Origin of the sequence: Streptomyces sp. NPDC000229, assembly GCF_040300825.1 — a bacterium.
GTDB lineage: Bacteria > Actinomycetota > Actinomycetes > Streptomycetales > Streptomycetaceae > Streptomyces.
Genome location: NZ_JBEPEL010000007.1, coordinates 1 through 22418 on the forward strand (window position 1 = coordinate 1; position 22418 = coordinate 22418).

General features: G+C 72.3%; 21 protein-coding genes. 14 read left to right on the forward strand and 7 right to left on the reverse strand.

Features of this window, described 5'->3' with window-relative positions; genetic code table 11:
* The first annotated feature begins 150 nt into the window (after positions 1-150).
* The 10 genes from ABT360_RS06175 to ABT360_RS06220 all read left to right on the forward strand — a co-directional run bounded on the left by ABT360_RS06175 (position 151) and on the right by ABT360_RS06220 (position 12356).
* Positions 151-378 carry an acyl carrier protein gene (locus ABT360_RS06175; RefSeq protein WP_351811478.1) on the forward strand — a complete coding sequence of 76 codons (228 nt, stop codon included), beginning with the start codon at positions 151-153 and terminating at the stop codon, positions 376-378.
* Positions 379-450: 72 nt separating this feature from the next.
* Complete coding sequence (locus ABT360_RS06180) at positions 451-1719, forward strand: valine--pyruvate transaminase (RefSeq protein ID WP_351811481.1); 1269 nt, start codon at positions 451-453, stop codon at positions 1717-1719.
* Complete coding sequence (locus tag ABT360_RS06185; RefSeq protein WP_351811484.1) at positions 1709-2599, forward strand: alpha/beta fold hydrolase; 891 nt, start codon at positions 1709-1711, stop codon at positions 2597-2599. The genes ABT360_RS06180 and ABT360_RS06185 overlap by 11 nt, the downstream gene beginning before the upstream one ends.
* An 8-nt stretch (positions 2600-2607) precedes the next feature.
* A complete protein-coding gene (locus tag ABT360_RS06190) occupies positions 2608-3915 on the forward strand; it encodes a cation:proton antiporter (RefSeq protein WP_351811488.1) in 1308 nt (435 codons plus the stop codon).
* Positions 3916-3988: 73 nt separating this feature from the next.
* Positions 3989-5503 (forward strand): hypothetical protein, encoded by a 1515-nt coding sequence (locus tag ABT360_RS06195; protein ID WP_351811491.1) that lies wholly within the window; start codon positions 3989-3991, stop codon positions 5501-5503.
* A gap of 238 nt (positions 5504-5741) precedes the next feature.
* Positions 5742-7388: a citramalate synthase gene (gene cimA, locus ABT360_RS06200; protein WP_444852188.1), complete on the forward strand. Its 1647-nt coding sequence runs from the start codon at positions 5742-5744 to the stop codon at positions 7386-7388.
* A 49-nt stretch (positions 7389-7437) separates the two neighbouring features.
* Positions 7438-8865, forward strand: coding sequence for an FAD/NAD(P)-binding protein (locus ABT360_RS06205; RefSeq protein ID WP_351811497.1), 1428 nt, complete (start codon positions 7438-7440; stop codon positions 8863-8865).
* A gap of 47 nt (positions 8866-8912) precedes the next feature.
* Positions 8913-10145: an ATP-grasp domain-containing protein gene (locus tag ABT360_RS06210; protein ID WP_351811499.1), complete on the forward strand. Its 1233-nt coding sequence runs from the start codon at positions 8913-8915 to the stop codon at positions 10143-10145.
* Position 10146: 1 nt separating this feature from the next.
* Entirely contained in the window at positions 10147-11097 is a 951-nt protein-coding gene (locus ABT360_RS06215; protein ID WP_351811503.1) for a hypothetical protein, read from the forward strand.
* Positions 11094-12356, forward strand: coding sequence for an ATP-grasp domain-containing protein (locus ABT360_RS06220; RefSeq protein WP_351811506.1), 1263 nt, complete (start codon positions 11094-11096; stop codon positions 12354-12356). Before ABT360_RS06215 ends, ABT360_RS06220 begins: the two co-directional genes overlap by 4 nt.
* A 4-nt stretch (positions 12357-12360) precedes the next feature.
* On the opposite strand, the gene ABT360_RS06225 is transcribed toward ABT360_RS06220, so the two are convergent.
* Positions 12361-13008, reverse strand: a complete 648-nt coding sequence (locus ABT360_RS06225) for a TetR family transcriptional regulator (RefSeq protein WP_351811509.1) — start codon at positions 13006-13008, stop codon at positions 12361-12363.
* Between the two features lie 400 nt (positions 13009-13408).
* On the opposite strand from ABT360_RS06225, the gene ABT360_RS06230 reads away from it, so the two are divergent.
* Together ABT360_RS06230 and ABT360_RS06235 are read left to right on the forward strand one after the other, a co-directional pair.
* Positions 13409-14191, forward strand: a complete 783-nt coding sequence (locus ABT360_RS06230; protein ID WP_351811512.1) for a VOC family protein — start codon at positions 13409-13411, stop codon at positions 14189-14191.
* A 136-nt stretch (positions 14192-14327) separates the two neighbouring features.
* The gene (locus ABT360_RS06235; RefSeq protein ID WP_351811516.1) at positions 14328-16742 is read left to right on the forward strand and encodes an outer membrane protein assembly factor BamB family protein; all 2415 of its coding nucleotides are present in this window, start codon (positions 14328-14330) and stop codon (positions 16740-16742) included.
* Here ABT360_RS06235 and ABT360_RS06240 read toward each other — a convergent pair.
* Positions 16739-17503, reverse strand: coding sequence for a hypothetical protein (locus ABT360_RS06240; protein WP_351811518.1), 765 nt, complete (start codon positions 17501-17503; stop codon positions 16739-16741). The two genes, ABT360_RS06235 and ABT360_RS06240, sit on opposite strands and share 4 nt — an antisense overlap.
* A gap of 155 nt (positions 17504-17658) precedes the next feature.
* Between ABT360_RS06240 and ABT360_RS06245 the strand changes: the two genes are divergently transcribed.
* Positions 17659-17847 (forward strand): hypothetical protein, encoded by a 189-nt coding sequence (locus tag ABT360_RS06245; RefSeq protein ID WP_351811521.1) that lies wholly within the window; start codon positions 17659-17661, stop codon positions 17845-17847.
* 14 nt (positions 17848-17861) lie between these two features.
* On the opposite strand, the gene ABT360_RS06250 is transcribed toward ABT360_RS06245, so the two are convergent.
* From ABT360_RS06250 to ABT360_RS06260, 3 genes are read right to left on the reverse strand one after another with little or no spacing between them, the layout of a single operon-like run.
* A complete protein-coding gene (locus tag ABT360_RS06250) occupies positions 17862-18632 on the reverse strand; it encodes an enoyl-CoA hydratase/isomerase family protein (RefSeq protein WP_351811524.1) in 771 nt (256 codons plus the stop codon).
* The gene (locus tag ABT360_RS06255; protein WP_351811527.1) at positions 18629-19045 is read right to left on the reverse strand and encodes a Zn-ribbon domain-containing OB-fold protein; all 417 of its coding nucleotides are present in this window, start codon (positions 19043-19045) and stop codon (positions 18629-18631) included. Before ABT360_RS06255 ends, ABT360_RS06250 begins: the two co-directional genes overlap by 4 nt.
* A 1-nt stretch (position 19046) precedes the next feature.
* On the reverse strand, positions 19047-20198 hold the full coding sequence (locus ABT360_RS06260) for a lipid-transfer protein (protein WP_351811530.1): 1152 nt from the start codon (positions 20196-20198) through the stop codon (positions 19047-19049).
* Between the two features lie 54 nt (positions 20199-20252).
* Between ABT360_RS06260 and ABT360_RS06265 the strand changes: the two genes are divergently transcribed.
* On the forward strand, positions 20253-21803 hold the full coding sequence (locus tag ABT360_RS06265) for a FadD3 family acyl-CoA ligase (RefSeq protein ID WP_351811533.1): 1551 nt from the start codon (positions 20253-20255) through the stop codon (positions 21801-21803).
* 63 nt (positions 21804-21866) lie between these two features.
* On the opposite strand, the gene ABT360_RS06270 is transcribed toward ABT360_RS06265, so the two are convergent.
* Together ABT360_RS06270 and ABT360_RS06275 are read right to left on the reverse strand one after the other, a co-directional pair.
* Positions 21867-22043, reverse strand: a complete 177-nt coding sequence (locus tag ABT360_RS06270) for a hypothetical protein (protein WP_351811536.1) — start codon at positions 22041-22043, stop codon at positions 21867-21869.
* A gap of 92 nt (positions 22044-22135) precedes the next feature.
* Complete coding sequence (locus ABT360_RS06275; protein ID WP_351811539.1) at positions 22136-22315, reverse strand: hypothetical protein; 180 nt, start codon at positions 22313-22315, stop codon at positions 22136-22138.
* Positions 22316-22418: the final 103 nt, after the last annotated feature.

Sequence of the window (22418 nt, forward strand, 5' to 3'; positions counted from 1 at the left end):
GCCAATGCTCCGCAGTGGCTCCCTCCTCCGCCTTGCGATGCACGGCACCAGACGCCACTCCCTGATCCAGCCTGATCCAAACGAAAGACCCTAGCTCGTACCCCACCCACAGCATCCGACCCGGCTTTCCCGTACAGAAAGGACCATGACGTGCTGAACGAGCGGATCCACCAGATCTGGGCGCGTGAGCTCAACCTCGACGACTTCTCCGACACCGACGACTTCTTCGAGCTCGGCGGCCACTCGCTGATCATGACCCGCGTCCAGGCGGCCATCCAGCAGGAGATCGGCATCGAGGTCCCCATGGACGAGCTCTTCCGCAACCCCACGGTGGCCGAGATATCCGCCCACCTGGCGCAGGCGCCCACCGCCGCCTAGCCGATGGCTCGAAGGGGGCGGCGCCCCGGCCGCCCCCTTCATGCCGCACCCCACCCGACAAGGAGGGCACACATGGGACTGTCACTGAGCGGCACGAAAATGGCGAAGGTATCCGGCCTGCGCAGCATCATGGAGGACATCGCCACCACGACGTCCGACACCGGCGGCGCGTCCGGCTGGCTCAACCTCAGCATCGGCAACCCGGCGCTCATCAGCGAAGTACAGGCCACCTGGCAGCAGTTGACGGCCGAGTCCCTGGCCGACGACTTCACCACCGCGAGTTGCCTCTACGGCCCCTCGCGCGGCGCCCCGGCACTGGTCGACGCGATCGTCGCGGAATTCAACACCCGCTACGGGTGGGGCATCACCGCGGAGAACGTCGTCATCGGCCCCGGCAGCCAGATGCTGTGCTTCATCGCCGCGGCCCTGTTCACCGGACCCGCCGTGGACGGAACACAGCAGATCGTCCTGCCCATGACCCCCGACTACACCGGCTACCAGGGCCTGTGCATGCACTCCGGGGGCATCTCCGGCGTCCCGCCCAGAATCGAGCAGGGCGAGGACCGGTCCTTCCGCTACGCCTTCGACTTCGACGCCCTTCAGCAGCGCAACGGCATCGGCATGATGCTGCTCTCCAGCCCCAGCAACCCCACCGGGCGGAGCATCGACAGCGCCGAACTCGACCGTCTCATCGGCGTCGCCCGCCGGCGCGACGTCCCCCTGATCATCGACCACGCGTATGGGGCGCCCTTCCCCCAGATCGCCGCGACGGCCACCGCCCCGGCCTGGGACGAACACGTCATCAACTGCTTCACGCTGTCCAAGGCCGGCCTGCCCGGGGAGCGCATCGGCTTCGCCATCGGCCCCGCCCACCACATCAACGCGATGGTGTCCTTCCTGGCCAACTCGGCGCTGCACGCCCCGCAACTCGCCCAGAACGTCGCCGCCCGCGCCCTCACCACGGGCCGGCTCCAGGACATGGCCACCGAAGTGATCAGCCCCTTCTACCGCGACCGACGCCAGACGGCGGAGAAGCTGCTGACCGAACTGCTCCCCGACGACATGGACTGGCGGCTGCACAGCAGCGAGGGCGGCATGTTCTGCTGGCTGTGGATCAACCACGCCTGGTTCGACGACATGGCGCTGTACCGGCAGCTGAAGACCAAGCGCGTCTTCATCGTGCCCGGCCGCCACTTCTTCGTGGACCCCCTCTACACCGCCCGCCTGGCCAACCACGGGAAGCAGTGCTTCCGTATCAGCCTGAGCGCGGACGAATCCGTCATCGGCGAGGGCATCGTCAGGATCGCCGAAGCACTCCGGGAGTTGCGCAGTGCTTCATGAGAGCGTCGAGCGGGACGGCCTGCGGCTGAGAATCCTGCGGGGTGAGCCGCTCCCGCACCGCGCCACCGCCGCCACCGCCGAGACCGTCCTCTTCGTCAACGCGGTGGGCATGCCCATCGAACTCCTCGACGACATGGCCCGGCAGTTCGCCGCCGAGGGCCTCGACTTCGTCACCTGGGAACTGCGCGGCAGTCCCGGCCCCGGCCGCCGCCCCGACGACTCCCGGCTCGCCGACCACGTCGCGGACGGGCTGGCCGTCCTCGACCACCTGGGCGTGACGGCCGCCCACCTCGCCGGCTGGTGCACCGGCGCCTCCGTCGCCCTCGCCATGGCCGGGCTCGACGACGGCCCGGCCCTGTCCCTGACCTCCGTGGACGGCGCGTACCTGTTCAACGGGGTACCCGGCGGGCCCATGGGCAACGCCATGTTCGAGATGTGCGGCGAGATCGTCGCCGACCCGGCCGCGGGGGAGCGCTACCACGAACTGACCCGGCCCCGCGGCAACGAAGCGCAGGTCATGGGTCTGCTGGGCAGCAGCACCGAGCTGGTCGAACAGCTCACCCTGCCCTACCGCGGCACCACCATGGACCTGGTCCGCTACGCCCACGCCATCCGCTCCGCCTGCGATTACGACCCCCTCGCCGCCTGGTCGCGGATCACCTGCCCCGTCCTGCTCACCGCCCGCACCGACGACCGCATGGTCTCGTACCGCAACTCCGCCCGCGCGGCCGAACTGGTCACCGGAGCCCGCCTCACGGTCGAGCACAGCGGCGGCCACTACGGGCTGTTCACCGACACGGAGGCCGTGCCCGCGATGGCCGGGTTCATGCGCGCCGTCACGGACGAGACGGTGCCCTGCGAGGCGGTGTCCGTCTCATGAGCGCGCCCATGACGAGCGGGGAGGTGATCCTCCACGCGCTGCCCGCCCTGTGCCTCATCGTCGTCGCCGCGCAGCTGGCGGGACGGCTCGCCGCGCGCATGGGGCAGCCGCGGGTGCTCGGCGAGATCGTCGCCGGCATCGCCCTCGGTCCAAGCCTCCTGGGACTGCTGTGGCCGCAGGCCCACGCGTACGTCTTCCCCTCCCAGGTCCTCGGGGCGATGAACGTACTGGCCCAGCTGGGCCTCGTCCTGTTCATGTTCCTGCTCGGTCTGGAGATCGAGTGGTCCGCCCTGCGCGGACAGGGCCGCAAGGCGGTCGCCATCAGCCAGGTGTCGGTGCTGCTGCCCCTGCTGCTCGGTGCCGGGACGGCCCTGTGGCTGTATCCCCGGATGGGCGGCGACGGCGGCGGGGGAGGGGTACTGGGCTTCGCCCTGTTCCTCGGCGCCGCCATGTCCATCACCGCCTTCCCCGTACTGGCCAGGCTGCTGCTGGAGACGGGCCTGCACCGCACCCGTATCGGGGTGCTCACCATCGCCTGCGCCGCGGTCGACGACGTCACCGCGTGGTGCCTGCTCGCCGTGGTCGTCGCGGTCGTCGGCTCGGCCGGTGTCCTTCAGGCGCTGCTGACGCTGACCCTGGCCATCGCCTACGTCTGCCTCATGCTCTTCGTCGTCCGGCCGCTGCTCGCCGACCGGCGCCCGCCGCTGTGGGCGGTGCTGTCCATCGTGCTGATGAGCGCCTGGATCACCGAGCTCATCGGAATCCACGCGATCTTCGGCGGCTTCCTCGCCGGGGTGATCATGCCGCGCCGGCAGGCGTGGCGTACCGAGGTCCATCACCGGCTCGACGCGGTGGTCTCCCAGCTGCTGCTGCCCGTGTTCTTCATGACCGTGGGCGTCACCACCCGCATCGACGCCCTGAACTCCTGGTACTTCTGGGGCATCACGGCCCTGCTGACCGCGGTCGCCATCGCCGGCAAGCTGGGCGGCGCCACGGTCACCGCCCGGCTCACCGGCGAGTCGTGGAGGGACTCCACCGTCATCGGTGTGCTGATGAACACCCGGGGACTCACGGAGATCGTCATCCTCACCGTGGGTCTGCAACTCGGCGTCATCACCGAGACCCTCTTCACCGCCATGGTCCTGATGGCTCTGATCACCACCTTCATGGCGGCACCGCTGCTGCGTCGGCTCGGCGTCGGGCAGTTGGTCGTCGAGGGCCCCCCGGAACACCGTCCCGCGCCCACGGCAGCGGACGCGCAGCCTGTCGCGGTCGGACCGGAACGGTCCGACTACGCGGCGCAGAGCCCTGGTTGACGGCCCACCATGTCCCGCGCGGCCAGGCGGGCGTTAACTACGGGAGAAACGCAAGAGCACCATGGAGGTACGCGTGAATCACATCGTTCTGTCCCTCGGAGAGTCGCAAGCGCCGGCGGTCGCACAGCGCTGCCGCAGCCACGCTGCCTTCATCAGCAGGCTCGCCACCTACGACGGTGGCACCAGCGACGTCATGTACGGACCGGGCGACCCCGCCGAGGCCCTGGGGGCCCTGGCCGCCGCGGCCGGCGTGGTCGGTGACCCCCGGAACGCCGACGAAGCCGTCCGCTACGTACCGACGCAAGCGGCCCGCGGGCGGGTCGGGGCCGAGGAGGACGGCAACTGGCCGCAGTCGCCGGCCTCCCGCCAGCGCAAGACGTTGCGCCGCACCCCCGGGGCCCTTTTCACCTTCCCCCTGGAGAAGCCCGCCGCGGACACCACCGGGCCGCTCCAGGTCTTCATCACCGACTGGTCGCCCAGCCCCGCCGCCTGCGCCGTCGCCGTCCACCCGGGCCACCCCCTCAGCGACGGCCTCCCCTCCGGCCGCGACGCCGCGTTCACCGGCCGGTACTGCCGCCACCCGCTGACCGGCGATCTGCTGCCCATCTGGGTGGCCGACTGGGTCAAGCCCGAGTTCGGCACGGGGGCGGTCCTGGTCAACCCCGGCCATGACGCCGTCGACCTCGCCTTCGGGCGGTCCGTCGGCCTGCCGATCCGCTTCGCCCTCGCGCCCCAGGACTACGACGAGGCCCCCGCGAACTGGCTGAACCCGCCGGTCGTCAAGACCGGCCGGGCCATCCGCACCGGTACCACCGACGGCCTGGACTTCGCCGAGGCGCGCGCCGCGTACTTCCGGATCCTGTCCGAGCGGGGCCTGGCCGTGGAGCACACCGACATCGGTGCCGGCTCGTTCCCCGTGGCCACGTTCGGCGAGGACGGCCCGGCCAAGCTCGGATGGCAGCCGGAGCGGCGTACCGCGGCGGGCGACGGCCAGGACACCGGCACCCCGGTCCGGCTGTCGGTGTCACCGGCGCTGGCCGCCGCCGACCCGCGGGTGCGGCAGGCCTCGCTCGCCGTGGTCGCCGCGTCCACGACCGTCGAGACCGACCTGCTGGCCCTGCGCCTGATGCTCGCGGAGCCCGGCCTCGGACCGGTCCACGAGCACGCCCCCGAGGTCACCATGGTGGGCCCGGTCACCGGCGCCACCGACGGGGTGGACGCCCCGGTGCTCGGCCTGGCGCTGCTGACCGCGGCGGGCGTCACGGAGTCCCTCGCGGTCAAGGCGCCGCAACTGGAGGCGGCGCAGCGGTTCCTGGACGCCCATGAGCGCATCGCCGGCGTGGTGCCCTCGGACGGCGACGCCGACCCGGCCACCGCGAAGGCGGCGGCCCAGATCAAGGGGCTCCTCCGGCGCCAGGACACCAAGCAGGCGTTCACCCAGCTCTACCGGCTGCAGAAGACCCTCGCCAAGGCCGAGTCGGTGGCCGAGGGCAGCGTCGTGATCTACGAGGTGCTGGCGCGGATCGTGGCGGGCGTGCCCAGCCGGTACGCGGAGGAGCGGCTGGCCGCGGCCTGGCAGCAGCTCTGAAGTGATGCGCCGGCCGCGCCCCCAGCGGCGCGGCCGGCGCGGTCCGCTCCGAGGAACGCGAACGCGAGGAACGCGAACGCGAAAAACGTAAACGCGAAGAACGTGAACGCGAGGAACGCGCAGAGCACCAGGGACGCGCAGAGCACCAGGACGCGCAGAGCAGGAAGCGCACGACGAGCACGGCCACCACGGAGAACGCGAGGAAGGAGATCACATGGCACACCACGACGGGGGGCCCATGGCGGACGACGAGTGGCTCAACACCCCTTCCCCGGCTGCGGCGCCCGTCGCCGGGGGGACCCCGGCCGACGACTTCCACGTCTTCGACACGACGCTGCGCGACGGCGCCCAGCGGGAGGGCATCAGCTTGTCCGTCGACGACAAGCTGACCATCGCCCGGCTCCTCGACGGTTTCGGCGTGGGTTTCGTCGAGGGCGGCTGGCCCGGCGCCAACCCGCGTGACACCGAGTTCTTCGCGCGGGCCCGGGAGGAGATCCGGTTCCAGCACGCGCAGCTCGTCGCCTTCGGCGCCACCCGCCGGGCCGGCGCCACCGCCGCCGAGGACCTACAGGTCAAGGCGCTCCTCGACTCCGGCGCCCCGGTGATCACGCTGGTGGCCAAGGCGCACGACCGGCATGTCGAGCTGGCCCTGCGGACGACCCTGGACGAGAACCTCGCGATGGTCGCGGACACCGTCGCGTACCTGCGTCAGGAGGGCCGCCGGGTCTTCGTGGACTGTGAGCACTTCTTCGACGGGTACCGGGCCAACCCGGAGTACGCCGAGTCCGTCGTGCGGACCGCCCACGAGGCGGGCGCCGAGGTGGTCGTCCTGTGCGACACCAACGGCGGCATGCTGCCGGCCCGCGTCCAGGAAGTGGTCTCCGCCGTCCTCGCCGACACCGGCGCCCGCCTCGGCATGCACGCCCAGGACGACTCCGGCTGCGCCGTCGCCAACACCCTCGCCGCCGTCGAGGCGGGTGCCACGCACGTGCAGTGCACGGCGAACGGTTACGGCGAGCGCGTGGGCAACGCCAACCTCTTCCCGGTGGTCGCCGCGCTGGAGCTGAAGTACGGAAAAAACGTTTTGCCTCCGGGTGGCCTCGCCCGTATGACGCAGGTCTCGCACGCCATCGCCGAGGTGGTCAACCTGACCCCCTCCACCCACCAGCCGTACGTCGGTGTCTCCGCCTTCGCCCACAAGGCGGGCCTGCACGCCTCCGCCATCAAGGTCGACCCCGACCTGTACCAGCACATCGACCCCGAGCGCGTGGGCAACACCATGCGGATGCTCGTCTCCGACATGGCCGGCCGCGCCTCCGTCGAGCTCAAGGGCAAGGAGCTCGGATTCGACCTGGGCGGCGACCGCGAGCTGGTCGGCCGGGTCGTCGAGCGCGTCAAGGAGCGGGAGCTGAAGGGGTACACCTACGAGTCGGCCGACGCCTCCTTCGAACTGCTGCTGCGCGAGGAGATCGACGGCCGGCCGCTGGAGTACTTCCGTATCGAGTCGTGGCGCACCATCGCCGAGAACCGCGCCGACGGCAGCCACGCCAACGAGGCGACCGTCCGCCTCGTGGCCAAGGGCGAACGGATCCTCTCGACCGCCGAGGGCAACGGCGCGGTCAACGCCCTCGACCGGGCCCTTCGCGCGGCGGTCGAACAGATCTACCCGCCGCTCGCGGACATCGAGATGGCCAACTACCGGGTGCGGCTCCTCAGCGGCTCAGGGGGCAGCGGATCGACCGCACGCGTCACCACCGCCCTCCGCGGCGACGGCCACGAGTGGACCACCATCGGTGTCGGCTCCAACATCCTCGCCGCCTCCTGGGAAGCCCTCGTCGACGGGTACACCTACGGCCTGTCGCACCTCGGCGTGGACCCCCTCTGACCCCCATCGATTTTCTCTCACCACCCGACGAGCCAGGAGGCCAGGACCGGTGGGCAAGGACGTCATCATCATCGGCGGAGGCGCCAACGCCGTCAGCGCCTACACCCGTGTCCCCGCGGGGCCCGGCATCTCCTCCGTCACCTTCGTGGCCCCGCATCCGATCGGCCTCGGCGGTGCCTTCGGCACCACCGACCCGGAGCTGCTGTGCAACACCTCCGTGGACGTCACCTCGCTCGACCCCGAGGGCACGTCCGGCCTGCTGACGTACCTCACCGCGCGCGGCTGGCCGACGGGCCGTGACGACTTCGTGCCCCGCTACCTCGTCGGCCAGTACTGCCGCGAGCGCTACCGTCAGGCCCGGGCCGCCGCCCACGAGCGCGGCACCACGACGCACCACCTCACCGCCCGGGCCCGTACCGTCCGCCGCGACGGGGGCCGCTACACCGTCCGGCTCGACGACGGCCGGGAGGTGACCGGCAGCGACGTCCTGGTCTGCCTCGGCCTCGACCGGCCCCGCCTCCCCGACCAGCTGCGGCCCCACCGCGCCCACCCCGAGCTGCTGACCAGCCCCTACCCGATCCGCCGACTGCGCGAACTGCCCGCCGACGCGACGGTGCTGCTGTACGGGACCAAACTGTCCGCCATCGACGCCGCCCTCGTGCTGCTCACCGGGGACTCGGGCCGCCGCGTCGTCATGACGTCCCCGTCCGGCGCCCTTCCCGCCGTACGCACCCGGCTGTGCCGGCCCGACAAGGCGCTGCTGGAGACCGACCGCTGGCTGGCCCTCGACCCCCGCTCACCGCACCTGGACACCCAGATCACCAGGATCCTGGTGAGCGCGCTGTCCCGGCACGCCCCCCGGCGCGGCCTCGGGCGCCAGACCAGCACCGCCTCCACGCCGGCCGCCCGGCTGGCCGAGGAGCTGCACCTGGCCACCACCGGCGCCGCCGCATGGCAGGACGTCATCGCCGAAACCATCGACACCATCAACGAGTGGGCCGCTCCGTGGTCCCCGCAGACGCGCGCCGACGTCCTCGGCCGGTTCCGGGAACCGATCACCCGGTACATCTCCGCCATCCCGGCCGTCAACGCCCGCCGGCTGGCCGCGCACCAGGCAACCGGCGCCCTCCACATCGCCGACGCCATGCCCCAGCAGGTCCGGCCCCGCCCGGACGGCGGCTGGCTCGTACGGTGGCCCGGCGGCCGTGAGGAGCACGTCGACCGGGTCGTCTGCGCCACCGGCTACCACGCGCCCCGGCTGACCTGGGGCGCCGACGGGACGCTCCACCTGGACGGCTCCGGCGGGACCGACGCCCACATCACCGAGGACCTGCGCGTCACGCCGGACCCGTCCGTCCCCGGCGAACGCGTCTGGGCCATCGGCGCCGCCGCCCACCGGCGCACCCCCATCGTCAACTACCTCCGAACCGCAGCCTTCCACGCCCGGGAGGTGGGCGCCCAGCTCGTCCGTCCCTGAACCCCCGCCGCACACCCGTCACCCCACCCGCCGAGGAGCCCCCACCCATGCTGGTCCTGGTCAACCCGGTCTCCACCGGAACCCGCCTCGCCGAGGCGTTCCGCGAGGAAGGCGCGGACTTCGTCAGCCTCTACGAGCCCCACCTGGCCGCCGCCCGCGACGCGGACACCACCTCACCGCGCACCATGACGCACCACGGCACCGAGACCACACTGGCCGCCCTGCGCGAGCTCAAGCCGACGGCCGTCATCGCCGCCAGCGAGTACGGAGTCCTCCTGGCCGACGCCCTCGCACACGAGCTCGGACTGGACCACCACGCCCCCGAACAGGCCGCCGCGCGCCGCGACAAGCAGCTCATGGTCCAGGCCCTCGAAGCGGCCGCACTGCCCGCCGCCCGCACCCGCTCCGTCGCCACCGAGCAGGAGCTGCGCCAGGCCCTGTCCGAGCTCCACGACTACCCCGTCATGGTCAAGCCACGGGACAGCGCCGGCAGCGACGGCTGCACCATCTGCCACACCCCGGAGGAGGCGGTCGAGGCCTACCGCGCGACCGTCCACCGGACGAACCTCATGGGCGGGACCAACGAGCAGGTGCTCGTACAGGAATTCCTCACCGGCACCCAGTACATCGTCAACACCGTCAGCATGGCCGGCCGTCATCTCCTCACCGAGGTCTACGCCGAGCGCATCGACCACACCGAGGGCGCGCCCGTACTGCGCCACATCGTCTCCCGGTCCGTCCTCACGCCCGCCGAGGCGGAGATGGCGGACTACGTCTTCCGCTGTCTGGACGCGCTCGGCATACGGGAGGGCGCCGCCCACACCGAGGTGATGCTGACCCCGGGCGGCCCCCGCCTCGTCGAGGTCAACTCCCGCATCATGGGGCCGTCACTCGCCCCCGACCCGTACCACGCCGCCTTCGGCTACAGCCACCAGCACCTGGTCGCGGAACGGTTCCTCCGACCCGACGACTTCGCCCGCCGCTTCGATGCCCCCTACGGTGCCGCGCGAGCCGTCGCGAAGATCTTCCTGCGCCCCCACCGCCCCGGTGTGCTGCTGTCCGCCGACGGGGTGCGCACCCTGCGCCGCCTGCCCGGCTTCCACAGTGTCGACCGCCTGCCGGCCGTCGGCGAACCGCTCAAGGACCGCCACCTCACCACCGGCGCCTGCGGCATCGCCTTCCTCGTCCACGAGGACGAGGAACTCCTGCGGAACTCCCTCGATGTCGTCCACGACATGGAGGACGCCGGCCTGTTCTACCGCCTCGGCCCCGAGGAATGACATGCCCATCGCTCTGATCGTCGCCTCACTGCTGCTCCAGGCCGGTACCGAGGGGTATCTCACCGGCCGGGTCGACGTGGGCGACAGCCTGATGTTCTCGTGCGGGGCCTTCGCCGCGACCAGTCTCCTGTTCAACGGGGCCCTGCTGGCGCGGCGCGCCGTCGGCGGGGGCGCGGTCGCGCCCGCGGCGGCCCACCGGTCCGCGGCCCTGCGGCTGGTCCTCACCATGAACGTGGCGACCGCGGTCACCTTCCTCGGCTTCTACGTCTCGCTCGCCTGGGTGCCGGCCGTCCTCGCCAACAGCGTCATGGCCGGTGTGGGGCCCCTCGCCGTCGCCCTGCTGGGCCCCCGGCACCGTACGTCCGCGGCGGGATGGGCCCGGGCCGCCGTGCTCCTCGCCGCCTCCCTCGTGGTCGCCGCCCTGACCCACGACGGTGCCGAGACGGCCGGCCTCGCGGTCCTCCCGGGCCTGGTGCTGGTCCTCCTCGCCGGATTCAGCGCCGCCTACATCGCCCAGCTCTCCAGCCGCCTCGCCGACGTGGGCGCCCCGCCGGCCTGGGTGACCGCCCACCGCTTCCACCTCACCTACGCGGTCGCGGGGCTGTTGTTGCTGCTCCGCACGGACGGCGCGGCCGACGGTGGACTCTCGCTGCCCGCCACGGCGCTGGCCGCGATCGCCGGAGTCACCGTTCCGCTCTACCTGCTCCAGGTCGGACTGCAACGCACCCGGCCCGCGATCGCCATGGTCCTGCTGACCACCCTGCCGGGACTCGCCTACGCGGGGCAGGTCGCCTTCGGGGACACCTTCGACCCGTGGCGCCTCGCCGTCGTGTGCGCCTTCATGCTCCTGGCCGGCTACTGCGCCCGCGCCGAGAACCGGGCCGCCGCCCGCCCTCGCCCCGTACCGCCCCTCGTCCCTGTCCACGACCAGCCCCTGAAAGCGAACCCATGACCAACGTCCTGGTCCTCGGCGGTGCCGCCGCCCCCGCCACCGGCTTCGTGCGAGACATCTGCGAACGCGCCATGAACCAGTTCACGGACCGGGGCGCCCGGATCGTGCTCACGGACACCGCCGAGAACCTCGCGGCCGCCCCCGACCTGGCAGCGCGGGCCGCCGAGACCCACGTACTCGACTTCGCCGACCCCGCCGCCTGCCGCGCCTGGGCCGTCGAGCACGCGCGCACCCATACGGTCGACGCCGTCGTCGGCTACCGGGAGAGCGCGGGCCCGGCCGTCGCCGCCGTCGCCCAGGCGCTCGGCCTGCCCGGCAACTCCCCCGACGCCGTGCGCCGCATCCGGGTCAAGGACGCCGCCCGGAGCTATCTCGCCGACTGCGGCTTCCTCCAGCCGGCCCTGCGGCTGTGCGCCGGTCCGGAGGAGATCCTCGCGTTCCTCGCCGAATGCGACGGCCCCGTCGTCGTCAAGCCGCGTACCGGCTCCAACAGCCAGGGGGTCTCCCGCGTCGACCGCGCCGAGGACGCCGGCCCCGCCTACCGGGCCGCCAGGGACGCCGAGGGGCTGGTCCTGGCGGAGGAATTCGTCCACGGCCGTGAGTACAGCGTCGAAGGCCTGATCGCCGGAGGTACGCCGCACATCCTCGCCGTCACCGCCAAGCAGCTCTTCGACGGCACCTTCGTCGAGGCGGGACACGCGATGCCCGCACCGCTCACCGCCCGCGACGAGGGCGACATCGTCCTGGAGACCCGGGCCGCCCTCCTCGCCCTCGGGATCACCACGGGCCCCTTCCACGTGGAGTGCTGGACCACCGAGCGGGGCGTCGTCCTGGGGGAGTTCCACGCCCGTCAGGGCGGCGACTGGATCCACGCCATGCTCGAATGGTGCAACCCCGGCTTCGAGCTGTACGGGACGTGGCTGGACGACCTGCTGGGCCGGCCCGTCCAGCTGCCCAAGTCGCCTTCTCGGGGCGCGGTTTCGCAGTTCTTCTCCCTGCCACCGGGTGTCTCCCGGCCCCACGGGTGGGAGGAGGTCCTCGCCCACCCCCGGGTCATGGCCGGCTCGCTGGCCACCACCCTCACCGCGGGCGCCCCCGTCACCTCCAACCTCGCCCGCCACGGTTCCCTCGTCGTCACCGGAGCCGACACCGCCGAGGCGCGGTGGCTGGCCGAACGGCTGCTGGCCGGCCTCATGCATGGGAACGCCGACGGCGGTCGGAAGCGGACCGCCGTCGGCGTGACAGGACGTACAGGGTGAGGTGTTACTTCGTCGGCTTCTTGCCCGTGATGCCGAGGTGGACCAACAGCGCAAGATTCGGCTTGAGTTCGGCCTGTTTGACGCCCCAGGTCTGAAAGCCCTTCTGGTGCGAGGCGACCGCCGCCAGCATCGCGACCAGGGAGCCCGCCATCGCCGCCGGGTTGACGTCCTTGTCGACCTTGTTCTTGGACTGGAGCTCCTTGACCGCGTCCGTAAGGGAGTTGGTGACGGAGTTCAGGATCTTCATGCGGATCTTGTAGAACCGCTTGTCGCCCTCCGCGGCGCCCAGGTCGACCACGCGGAGAATGGCGTCGTTCCTGCGCCAGAAGTCGAGGAAACCCTCGACCAGTTCCTCCGCGGTCTGCCAGGCCGCCTTGCCGACCCAGGTGCGGCCGGAGACGAGTTCGGTCAATCCGGCGCCCTCCTTGGCCATTTCTTCCGCGATCTCGAGGACCGCGCCCTCGACGTCCGGGAAGTACTGGTAGAACGTCGCCGGGGAAGTGCCCGCCTTCCGGGCCACGTCGATGACTTTGACGTCCCGGTACGGCGAGGAGCTGAGCATCTCGCTGAGGCAGTCGAGCAGCTTCTGCCGCGTCGCCTGTCCGCGTCGACCGGCCACGCGGCCGTCGACGGTGCGTACTTGTCCTGTCATGCCGTCAGCTTACCGAGGGGTGATCGGGGCGCGATTCGGCCGACTGCAAATGGGGTGACGGGCGTCTGCCGAAGGCTTCGTGACGGGCTCCGTACCGGGTCTGTACTGGGATGAGCACGGGTGCCCGGATGGCCTCGCCCCCACCGGCCCCTCGAGTCCGAACCGCGCTTTTCGGCCGACTTCCGGACACCACGGCACCGCGTCCCACCCCGATAGGCTTATTAACAGCCTGTGGAAAACTTTGGTGGACAACCCAAGCGGATGCGGGCCAGGATCAGGTCCGTATCCCGATAATTGCGCACATGTGCGATTTCTTTCCCTGCGGCGAACGCCCGGCGCCCTTAGCGTGACGGTGACGGGCACCACACGCCCCGCCCATGCACGGAAAGGGAACAGGTCCATGGCCGCATTCACAGAGGGCACGCCGTGCTGGGCGGATGCGATGCTCCCCGACCTCGAAGCCGGCAAGCGGTTCTACGGTGAGCTCTTCGGCTGGACGTTCGACGAGGGCGGCGAGGCGTACGGCAACTACACCAACGCCTTCAGCGAGGGAAAGCGCGTCGCCGGTCTCGCGCCCAAGCGGGACGGCCGCATGCCCACCGTCTGGGGCGTCTACTTCGCCACCCCCGACGCCGTCGCCACCACCCGAAGGATCCGGGAGGCGGGCGGCCAGATGGTGATGGACCCCATGCCGATCGGCTCCTTCGGGACCATGGCCCAGGCCGTGGACCCGGGCGGTGCCGTCTTCGGGCTGTGGGAGGCCGGCGAGCACTCCGGCTTCGACACACAGGGCGAACCGGGTTCCTTCTGCTGGACCGAGGTCTATACGAGGGAGAAGGACGCCGTCGACGCCTTCTACGAGACCGTCTTCGGCTTCCAGGTGCGCGACCTCGACGACGCCTCGATCGACTTCCGGGTCTGGTCACCCGCCGGTACGCAGGCCAGTGACGAGACGGCCATCGGCGGCCGCAGCGTGATCACCGACGCCTTCCCCGCCGAGATGCCCGCCCACTTCCTCGTCTACTTCGCGGTCGAGGACTGCGACGACACGGCCGCCCACGCCACCCGCCTCGGCGGCCGGGTCACCGAGGAACCGTTCGACACCCCGTACGGCAGGATCGCCCTGATCGCCGACAACCAGGGCGCCGTCTTCGCCGTGCTGGCGGAGCCGAAGGCCGCCTGAGAAGCCCCGTCAGGGTGTCCGGATCGGGGTGAGACACCCCGATCCGCCCCCGGGTTCGCAACCACCGCCCCGGACAGGAACAATCAGGGGGCATGGGGCCGTAATCTCATGGCCCTGACGGGGAGGTGGCAGGCAAGTGGAGCAGCTCACGCAGCACGACCCGAGACGGATCGGCCCCTTCGAGGTGCTGGGCCGGCTCGGTGCCGGAGGCATGGGCCTGGTCTATCTCGCACGATCGGCGTCGGGGCGGCGCGTGGCGATCAAGACGGTACGGACCGAACTCGCCGAGGACCAGCTGTTCCGCGTCCGCTTCACGCGCGAGGTGGAGGCCGCACGGGCGGTGTCCGGCTTCTACACGGCGGCCGTGGTGGACGCCGATCCGCGGGCGGCGGTGCCGTGGCTGGCGACCGCGTACGTACCCGCGCCCTCGCTCGAAGAGATAGTGAACGAATGCGGGCCGCTGCCGGTCCAGGCGGTGCGCTGGCTGGCCGCCGGCATCGCCGAAGCCCTCCAGTCCATCCACGGCGCCGGACTGGTCCACCGCGACCTGAAGCCGTCGAACGTGCTCGTCGTGGAGGACGGGCCGCGCGTGATCGACTTCGGCATCGCGTCCGGCGTCTCCAACACCCGGCTGACGATGACCAACGTCGCCGTGGGTACGCCCGCCTACATGTCACCCGAGCAGGCGAAGGACTCGCGCAGCGTGACCGGCGCCAGCGACGTCTTCTCGCTCGGCTCCACCCTGGTCTTCGCCGCGACCGGGCACGCCCCCTTCCACGGGGCGAACCCGGTGGAGACCGTCTTCATGCTGCTGCGCGAGGGCCCGGACCTGGAAGGGCTGCCCGACGAGCTGCGACCCCTGATCGAGTCGTGCATGCAGATGGAGGCGGCGCTGCGGCCCTCGCCCGCCGACCTCCAGGCGCAGCTGGCGCCGCACCTGTTCTCCGGCAGCGACGACAGCGGTACGGCGTCGGCATGGCTGCCCACCCGGGCGACCGCGATGATCGAGACCCGCCGGGGCGGGCGCCCCAGCGCCCCGCCCCCGGCGGCGCCGCCGCCCGCCCCGCCTTCCGCGCCCCCGCCCGCCCGGGACCACGGCCGCGACTGGGACGCCGCCCCCCGGCGCGGTGACCCGCGTACCGGACAGGCGGCGCCCGCCGCTCCCGTACGGCTGCCGGGCGCCCCCCTGCCGATCGGCCCGGGGCCCCGCGTCGCCGACACGCGCGCCGCGTTCGCGGTGGACGCCGGCCCGACCACCGGCTGGATCCGCCGCCCCGCCGCCGGCCCGAACGGCGCAGACCCGGCCGCCTCCGCACCCGCGGCCGGTCCGGCGCACCCGGCGCCTCCCGCGCCGCCCACCGGCCCGCCCGTCGCCGTGCCCTCCGCCGCCCAGGAGCCCGCGGGCCCCGGGCACTGGCGGCCGTGGCGGTTCCGGATGTCCAACGACGTGTGGGGCACCCCGGTCGTCTCGGGCGACCTGCTCTACGTCACGTCCTTCGAGGTGCACGCGCTCGACGTCGGCACGGGCCGCCGCCAGTTCAAGACCCGGGACGTGGCCTGGACGATGGCGGTGGCGGGCGGCCGTATCCACGCCTCCGACGGGCCGCACCTGTATGCGCTGGACGCCCTCGACGGCAGCGAGCGGTGGCGGGTCCGGACCGACGCCTGGGCCTACTCCGTCAAGGTGGACCGCGGCACCGTCGTCACCGGCACCCGGGGCGGCGGCGTCCAGGGCTGGGAGGCCTCCAACGGCGAGAAGCTGTGGGAGATCACCGGAGCGCAGACCGACTTCGAGACCCCGGACGCCGGACCCGCGCTGTTCGACGACACCGTGTACGTCTGGCAGGACGCCCGGCTGCGCGCCCTGGACGCGCGCACCGGCACCGAACGCTGGTCGTACCCGATCGGCGACGCCGCCTCCTGCGGCGGCGTGCCGGTGCGCGTCGCCCCGGCGGAGGACGGCTATGTGTACGTGGCCGCCGGTACCCGTGTGCTGTCCATCGACATCAGGTCCGGCCATGTGCGCTGGCACTTCGAGGCACCGGCGGTGTTCCTCTCGCCGCCCGCCTTCGCCCCCGGCCCGGCCGTCACCGGCGGCGGGGTGTACCTCGCGGACTACCTCGGCACGGTGTACGCCATCGACGCCACGACCGGGAAGGACCGCTGGCGCATCGCCACCGAGTCCCGCCAGTCGAGCGAACCGGTGCTCGTCGCCGACGGCAACATCCACGTGGGCAGCGGCAGCGCGGTCTACACCCTGGACGCGGTGACGGGCACCCCGAAGTGGCGCTTCCCGGCCGGGGGCCCGATCATCGGTGCCCCGGTCGTCGCGGACGGCCGGCTCCACTTCGGATCGGCCGACCATGTGCTGTACACGCTGGACGCGAGCGGCGGCCAGCTGCGCTGGAAGCTCACGACCGGCGGCGAGATCACCGGCTCGCTGGTCGCGCGTGCGGGCGTCGTCTACGCGTGCAGCAAGGACCGGTGCGTGTACGCGCTCGACGCGGTGAAGGGCACGGCGACGGGGCGGGGCGGCGGCAGCGGGCGCTAGCCCCGCCCGCCCTGTCCGGGTCCCGGTCCGCCGGGGCCGTCGCCCGGGCGGTCGTCGTAGCGGGGGTACTCGGCGGTGCGGGTGTCGTCCGCGTAGGGCCGCTGGCCGTAGGACTGCCCGTGGGGCTCGGCGTACGGCTCGCCCTGCGGTTGCTGGTACGGCTCGGCGTACGGCTCCTCGTGGCGGTCGGGCTCCTCGTGCCGCCCGTGCCGGCGGAACCGGCCGAGCCCTCTCCGCTCGTGCGGCTCGTGCTCGGCGTACGGCTCCTCGTACCGCTCGGGCTCCTCGTGCCGCCCGTGCCGGCGGCGCCGGCCGAGCCCTCCCGGTTCGTGCGGCTCGTGCTCGACATGCCTCCGCCCGCTCATCAGCACGGCGCCCAGCAGCAGAAGCACCCCGCCGCCCGCCGCCAGTCCGACACCCTGGCCGAGGCCCGAGCCGTCGGACTCGACGCTCAGGCTGCCCGTGGCCTGGCCCTGGCGGACCATCCACAGGATGGTGAAGCCCAGCACGACCAGCCCCGCGACGGCGACCAGCACCCGGGAACGCAACAGCAGGCCCACCAGCGTCACCAGCGCCGCGAAGGCGAAGGGCAGCAGAAGCGAGGCCCAGATGTCCGGTTTCGCCTGGGTGATGCCGCCGAAAAGGTCGGCGATGCGGTAATCGCGTCCGTGACGGCCGTCGTACCAGGCACGGAAGGGGCTCCAGACGGCGGCCGTCGCTCCGAGGAGAGCGAGGATCGAGCCGATGACATTGCGGACCATCGTCGGCCTCCCTGGGTTCGGCTCTCGATCACGACGCTACGCCGCCCGGGGGAGGGGCGCCACACGGCCGGACGGGGCGCCCTCCGAGCGCTGCTGGGTGACGTGTCCCGTCAAGATCGGCCGCTGCTCACTCACACGTTCAACGGGGGCTGAACGTGAAGCTCCGCGGCGACGCCGCCTCCAGCGCGACCACGGTGCGGGCCAACGTGACCGGGCTGGCCGTCACGGCCGGCGCCTCCCAGGTGGCCGAGGCCACGACGACGTACACCGGCACGGGGGACGGCAGCGAGTGCAAGGAGTGCGTCGTCGACAGGGCGACGAAGACCGCGCTCCGACCCCCCTGACGGACCGGGCCGCCTCACCGGAGGCGGTACCCGCCCCGGCCCCGCCCCTCGAACAGCGCGGCCTGCCGCTCCGGCGGCAGGTTCCCGAGCGCGATCAGGTGCGGGGCCTGGGCGAGCGCCCGCTCCCTGGCCGCCTCCCGGGCCGCCCACACCGCCCGTACCGTGCCCTGCACGGCCTCGGTCGGATACGAGGCGATGACACCCGCCGCCGCGCGTGCCGCCGCCACCGCGCCACCCGGCTCCGTCAGCTCGGACACCAGGCCCGTCTCGTAGGCCCGCCGCGCCGACACCCGTTCGGCCGTACCCATCAGGGACATCCGGGCGACCTCCCCGTACGGCATGCGCTGCGCCATGAGGACCGCCTCGTACGCGCTGACCATGCCGTACGCCGTATGGGGGTCGAAGAAGCTCGCGTCGCGCGAGGCGACGACGAACTCGCACTCGCCGAGCAGGTAGAACGCCCCGCCGCAGGCCATCCCCTCCACGGCCGCGATCACCGGTTTCCACAGGTCGTTGGCCTTGGGGCCGATGGTGAGGAGCGGGTCGTCGATGCTGTACGGGGACGGCGGCTGCGGCACGTCCACCGTCCGGTCGATGCCGGTGGTGAACGCCTTCCCGCCCGCACCGGTGAGGACCACGGCACGGACGTCCTCGTCGTACCGCAACTCCCGCCACACGGCGGTGAGCCGGCCGGCCATGGCGAGGTCGACGGCGTTGTGCCGGCCGGGCCGGTCGAGCGTGACGACCGCGACGCCGTCCCCTTCCCTCCCGACGGCGACGCTCATGACCGCTCCAGCACCCAGCGGGGGAGCCCGTCGTCGAACACCACCCTGACCGGCGCCCCGATGCGCAGCCGCGCCGGGTCGAGCGAGTCGACGGGGGCACCGGGGGAGGCGACGACGTTGCCGACGAGCCGGATGCGCGGGGCGTCGGTGAGCTCGACGACGGCGACGTTGTAGCGCGGGGCGAGGGCGGCGTACGCGGGCAGGAGGGGCGGATGGGGCACGACGAACGACCAGATCCGGCCGTGCCCGCTCATCGGGCGCCACTCGCTGCCGAACGACTGGCAGTGCGGGCAGCAGGGGCGGGGCGGGAAGCGCAGCTCGCCGCAGCCGGCGCAGCCCTGGACACGCAGCTCGCCCCGGGCGGCGTACTCCCAGAAGGGGGCGCCGTCCTCGTCGACGACGGGTTCGAGCATCTCAACTCCTGAGGAGGAGGGCGGAGGTGGGGACGCCTTCGCCCGCGGTGACCAGGCAGGTGCGGGCGTCCGGGACTTGGGCGGTGCTGGTGCCGCGCAGTTGTTTCACGCCCTCGGTGATGAGGTTGAAGCCGTGGACGTACGCCTCGCTGAGCCCGCCGCCGCCCGTGTTGATGGGCAGCCGCCCGCCGGTCTCCAGGGCACCGCCCTCGGTGAAGGCGGCGCCTTCGCCGCGTCCGCAGAATCCGTATCCCTCCAGGGAGAGGGGGACGAGAGGGGTGAACGCGTCGTAGATCTGCGCCACGTCGACGTCCTCGGGCCCGAAGTCGGCCTGCTTCCACAGGTGCCGGGCGGCGGTCCAGGCGGGGCCGGTGAGCGGGTCGTCGTTCCAGTAGTTGACCATGCCGTGGTGTTGCGCGGGCAGCCCCTGGGCGGCGGAGTGGACGTAGACGGGCGCGCGGCGGCAGTCGCGGGCGCGTTCGGCGCTCACGATCACACAGGCGAGGGCGCCGTCGGTCTCCAGGCAGTTGTCGAAGAGGCAGAGCGGCTCGCTGATCCAGCGGGAGGCCATGTACATCTCACGGGTGAGCGGCCGGTCGTACATGATCGCGGCGGGGTTCTGGTTGGCGCGGTTGCGGCAGGCCAGGGCGACGTTGAAGAGGTGGTCGCGGGTGGCGCCGTACTCGTGCATGTAGCGGCGGGCGAGCATGCCGATCTCGTCGGCGGGGCGGAGCAGGCCGTGGGGGCGGGTCCACTGGGCGGGGGTGGGCAGCTGGACGGCCGTGTTGGTCCAGGGTCTCGGACCGGAGCCGCGTTTGCGTGACCGCCAGGCGACGCCAACGGTCGCCTGGCCGGTGGCGACGGCGGCGGCGAGGTGGGCGACGGTGGCGCACGATCCGCCGCCGCCGTACCCCACCTTCGAGAAGAAGGTGACGTCCCCGGCCCCGATGGCCTTGGCGACCTCGACCTCGTCGGTCTCCTCCATGGTGTACGAGGCGAAGGCGTCGACCTCGGCCGGGGCGATCCCGGCGTCGGTGAGGGCGGCGATGACGGCGCGGCACGCCAACGTCTTCTCCGTCTCGGCGAGTTGTTTGGCGAAGCGCGTTTCCCCGATCCCGACGATGGCCGTCGCGTCCTTGAGCGCACCTGTCATGGCCGCCACGGTAGCGCTAATCTGACGGTCAGTCAGCTAGAGGGGAGGCGGGAGATGCGCGGCGACCAGGAATGGGGCTCGATCCCGGGGCTGGTGCGGTCGGCGGCAAAGCGGTACGGGCCCCGGGAGGCGGTCGTGGAGGGCCGTGCCCGGGTCACCTACGCCGAGCTGGGCGAGCGCGTGGAGCGGGCGGCCGCCGCGTGCATGGCGGCGGGCGTGGAACCGGGGGACCGGGTCGCGGTGTGGGCGCCCAACACCCTCGACTGGATCGTCTCCGCCCTCGGCGCGGTGATGGCCGGAGGTGTGCTGGTGCCGCTGAACACCCGCTTCAAGGGCGCGGAGGCGGCGTACGTGCTGGAACGCAGCCGCACCAAGCTGCTGTTCATCACCGGTACGTTCCTGGGCACCTCGTACGTGGCGTCCCTGCGGCGGAGCGGGATCGTGCTGCCGCACCTGGAGCAGGTGGTGGTGCTGGCGGACAGCGCGCCGGAGGACTTCCGGACGTGGAAGGACTTCCTGGCGGGCGGGGACGGGGTGAGCGCGGCCGAGGTCCGCGCGCGGGCGGAGTCCCTCGACGGAACCCGTCCCTCGGACATCATCTTCACGTCCGGGACGACCGGCCGCCCCAAGGGCGCGGTGATCACGCACGCGCAGACGCTGCGCTGCTACGAGACCTGGGCGGAGCTCGCGGGGCTGGCGGAAGGCGACCGCTACCTGATCGTGAACCCCTTCTTCCACACCTTCGGCTACAAGGCCGGGATCATCGCGTGCCTGACGCGTGGGGCGGTGATGGTGCCGCAGCCCGTCTTCAGCGTGGACACCGTCCTGGCCAACATCGCCTCCGAACGCGTCTCCGTCCTGCCCGGCCCGCCCACGCTCCTCCAGTCCCTGCTGGACCACCCGGCACGGTCGTCCCACGACCTGTCGTCCCTGCGGCTGGTGGTGACGGGAGCGGCGGTGGTGCCGTTGCGGCTGGTGGAGCGGCTGCGGGGCGAGCTGGGCGTGGCCACCGTCCTCACGGCGTACGGCCTGTCCGAGGCGAGCGGCATCGTGACGATGTGCCGCCGGGGCGACCCCCTGGAGACCATCGCCACCACCTCGGGCCGCCCGATCCCCGGTACGGAGGTCCGCGTCGACGAGACGGGCGAGGTCCTGGTGCGCGGCCACCACGTGATGACCGGCTACTTCGAGGACCCGGCCGGGACGGCGCGGGCCCTCGACGCGGACGGCTGGCTCCACACCGGCGACGTGGGCGTCCTCGACGAGGCCGGCAACCTCCGCATCACCGACCGGATCAAGGACATGTTCATCGTGGGCGGCTTCAACGCCTACCCCGCCGAGATCGAACAGCGCCTCGCCGTCCACCCCGAGCTCGTCGACGTCGCGGTCATCGGCATCCCGGACGCACGGCTGGGCGAGGTGGCCAAGGCCTACGCGGTCCGGCGCCCCGGCTCCACCCTGACGGCCGACGACCTGATCGCCTGGGCGCGGCGGGAGATGGCCAACTACAAGGTGCCCCGGCAGGTCGAGTTCGTGGCCGGACTGCCGCGGAACGCGAGCGGCAAGGTGGTGAAGGGGGAGCTGCGGGCGCGGTCGGCGGGATGACCCCCGTCCGGACAGCCGTTTAGGGCGCCGGACCGTGGCCGGTCCGGCGCCCTGCACGAGGCCCTAGCCCCGCGGAGGGGCCGGCAGGTGGTTGTCCCCCAACGTCGTCATGTCCCCGCTGACGGCCTGGACGTGGACCGGCGCCGTGTCGGCACGGCTGTCCGCCGCCGTCGTCGCGGTGCCGGCGGCGAGGGCCGTGGCGATCACCGCGGTCGCCAGCAGGCGCGTGGTACGAGTCATTCCGTCTCCACCTGTCACGTGTGCCGGGCACGTCGCGGCCGCGGCGGCTCCCCCTCCGCGCCGCCGCGACCGTGCCCCGTCGGGATTGAGGCTCAGGAACCCGTGGGCGGGGCGGGCATGTGGTTGTCGCCCATCGTCGTGAACTCGCCGTCCTTCGGCGGGGCGGGCATGTGGTTGTCGCCCATGGTGACGATGGCGCCGTCCTTGGGCGGGGCCGGCATGTGGTTGTCGCCCATCGTGATGATTTCTTCGTTCTTCTTCGCGTCGCTCATCGTCATCTCCCCGTTGTTTCTTGCGTGTACGGAATGCGCCCGCTCGGCCACTCCCCCGAGGGTCTCCGAACGGGCGCATCAGGAGCGCTCACCTTAGCGGTGG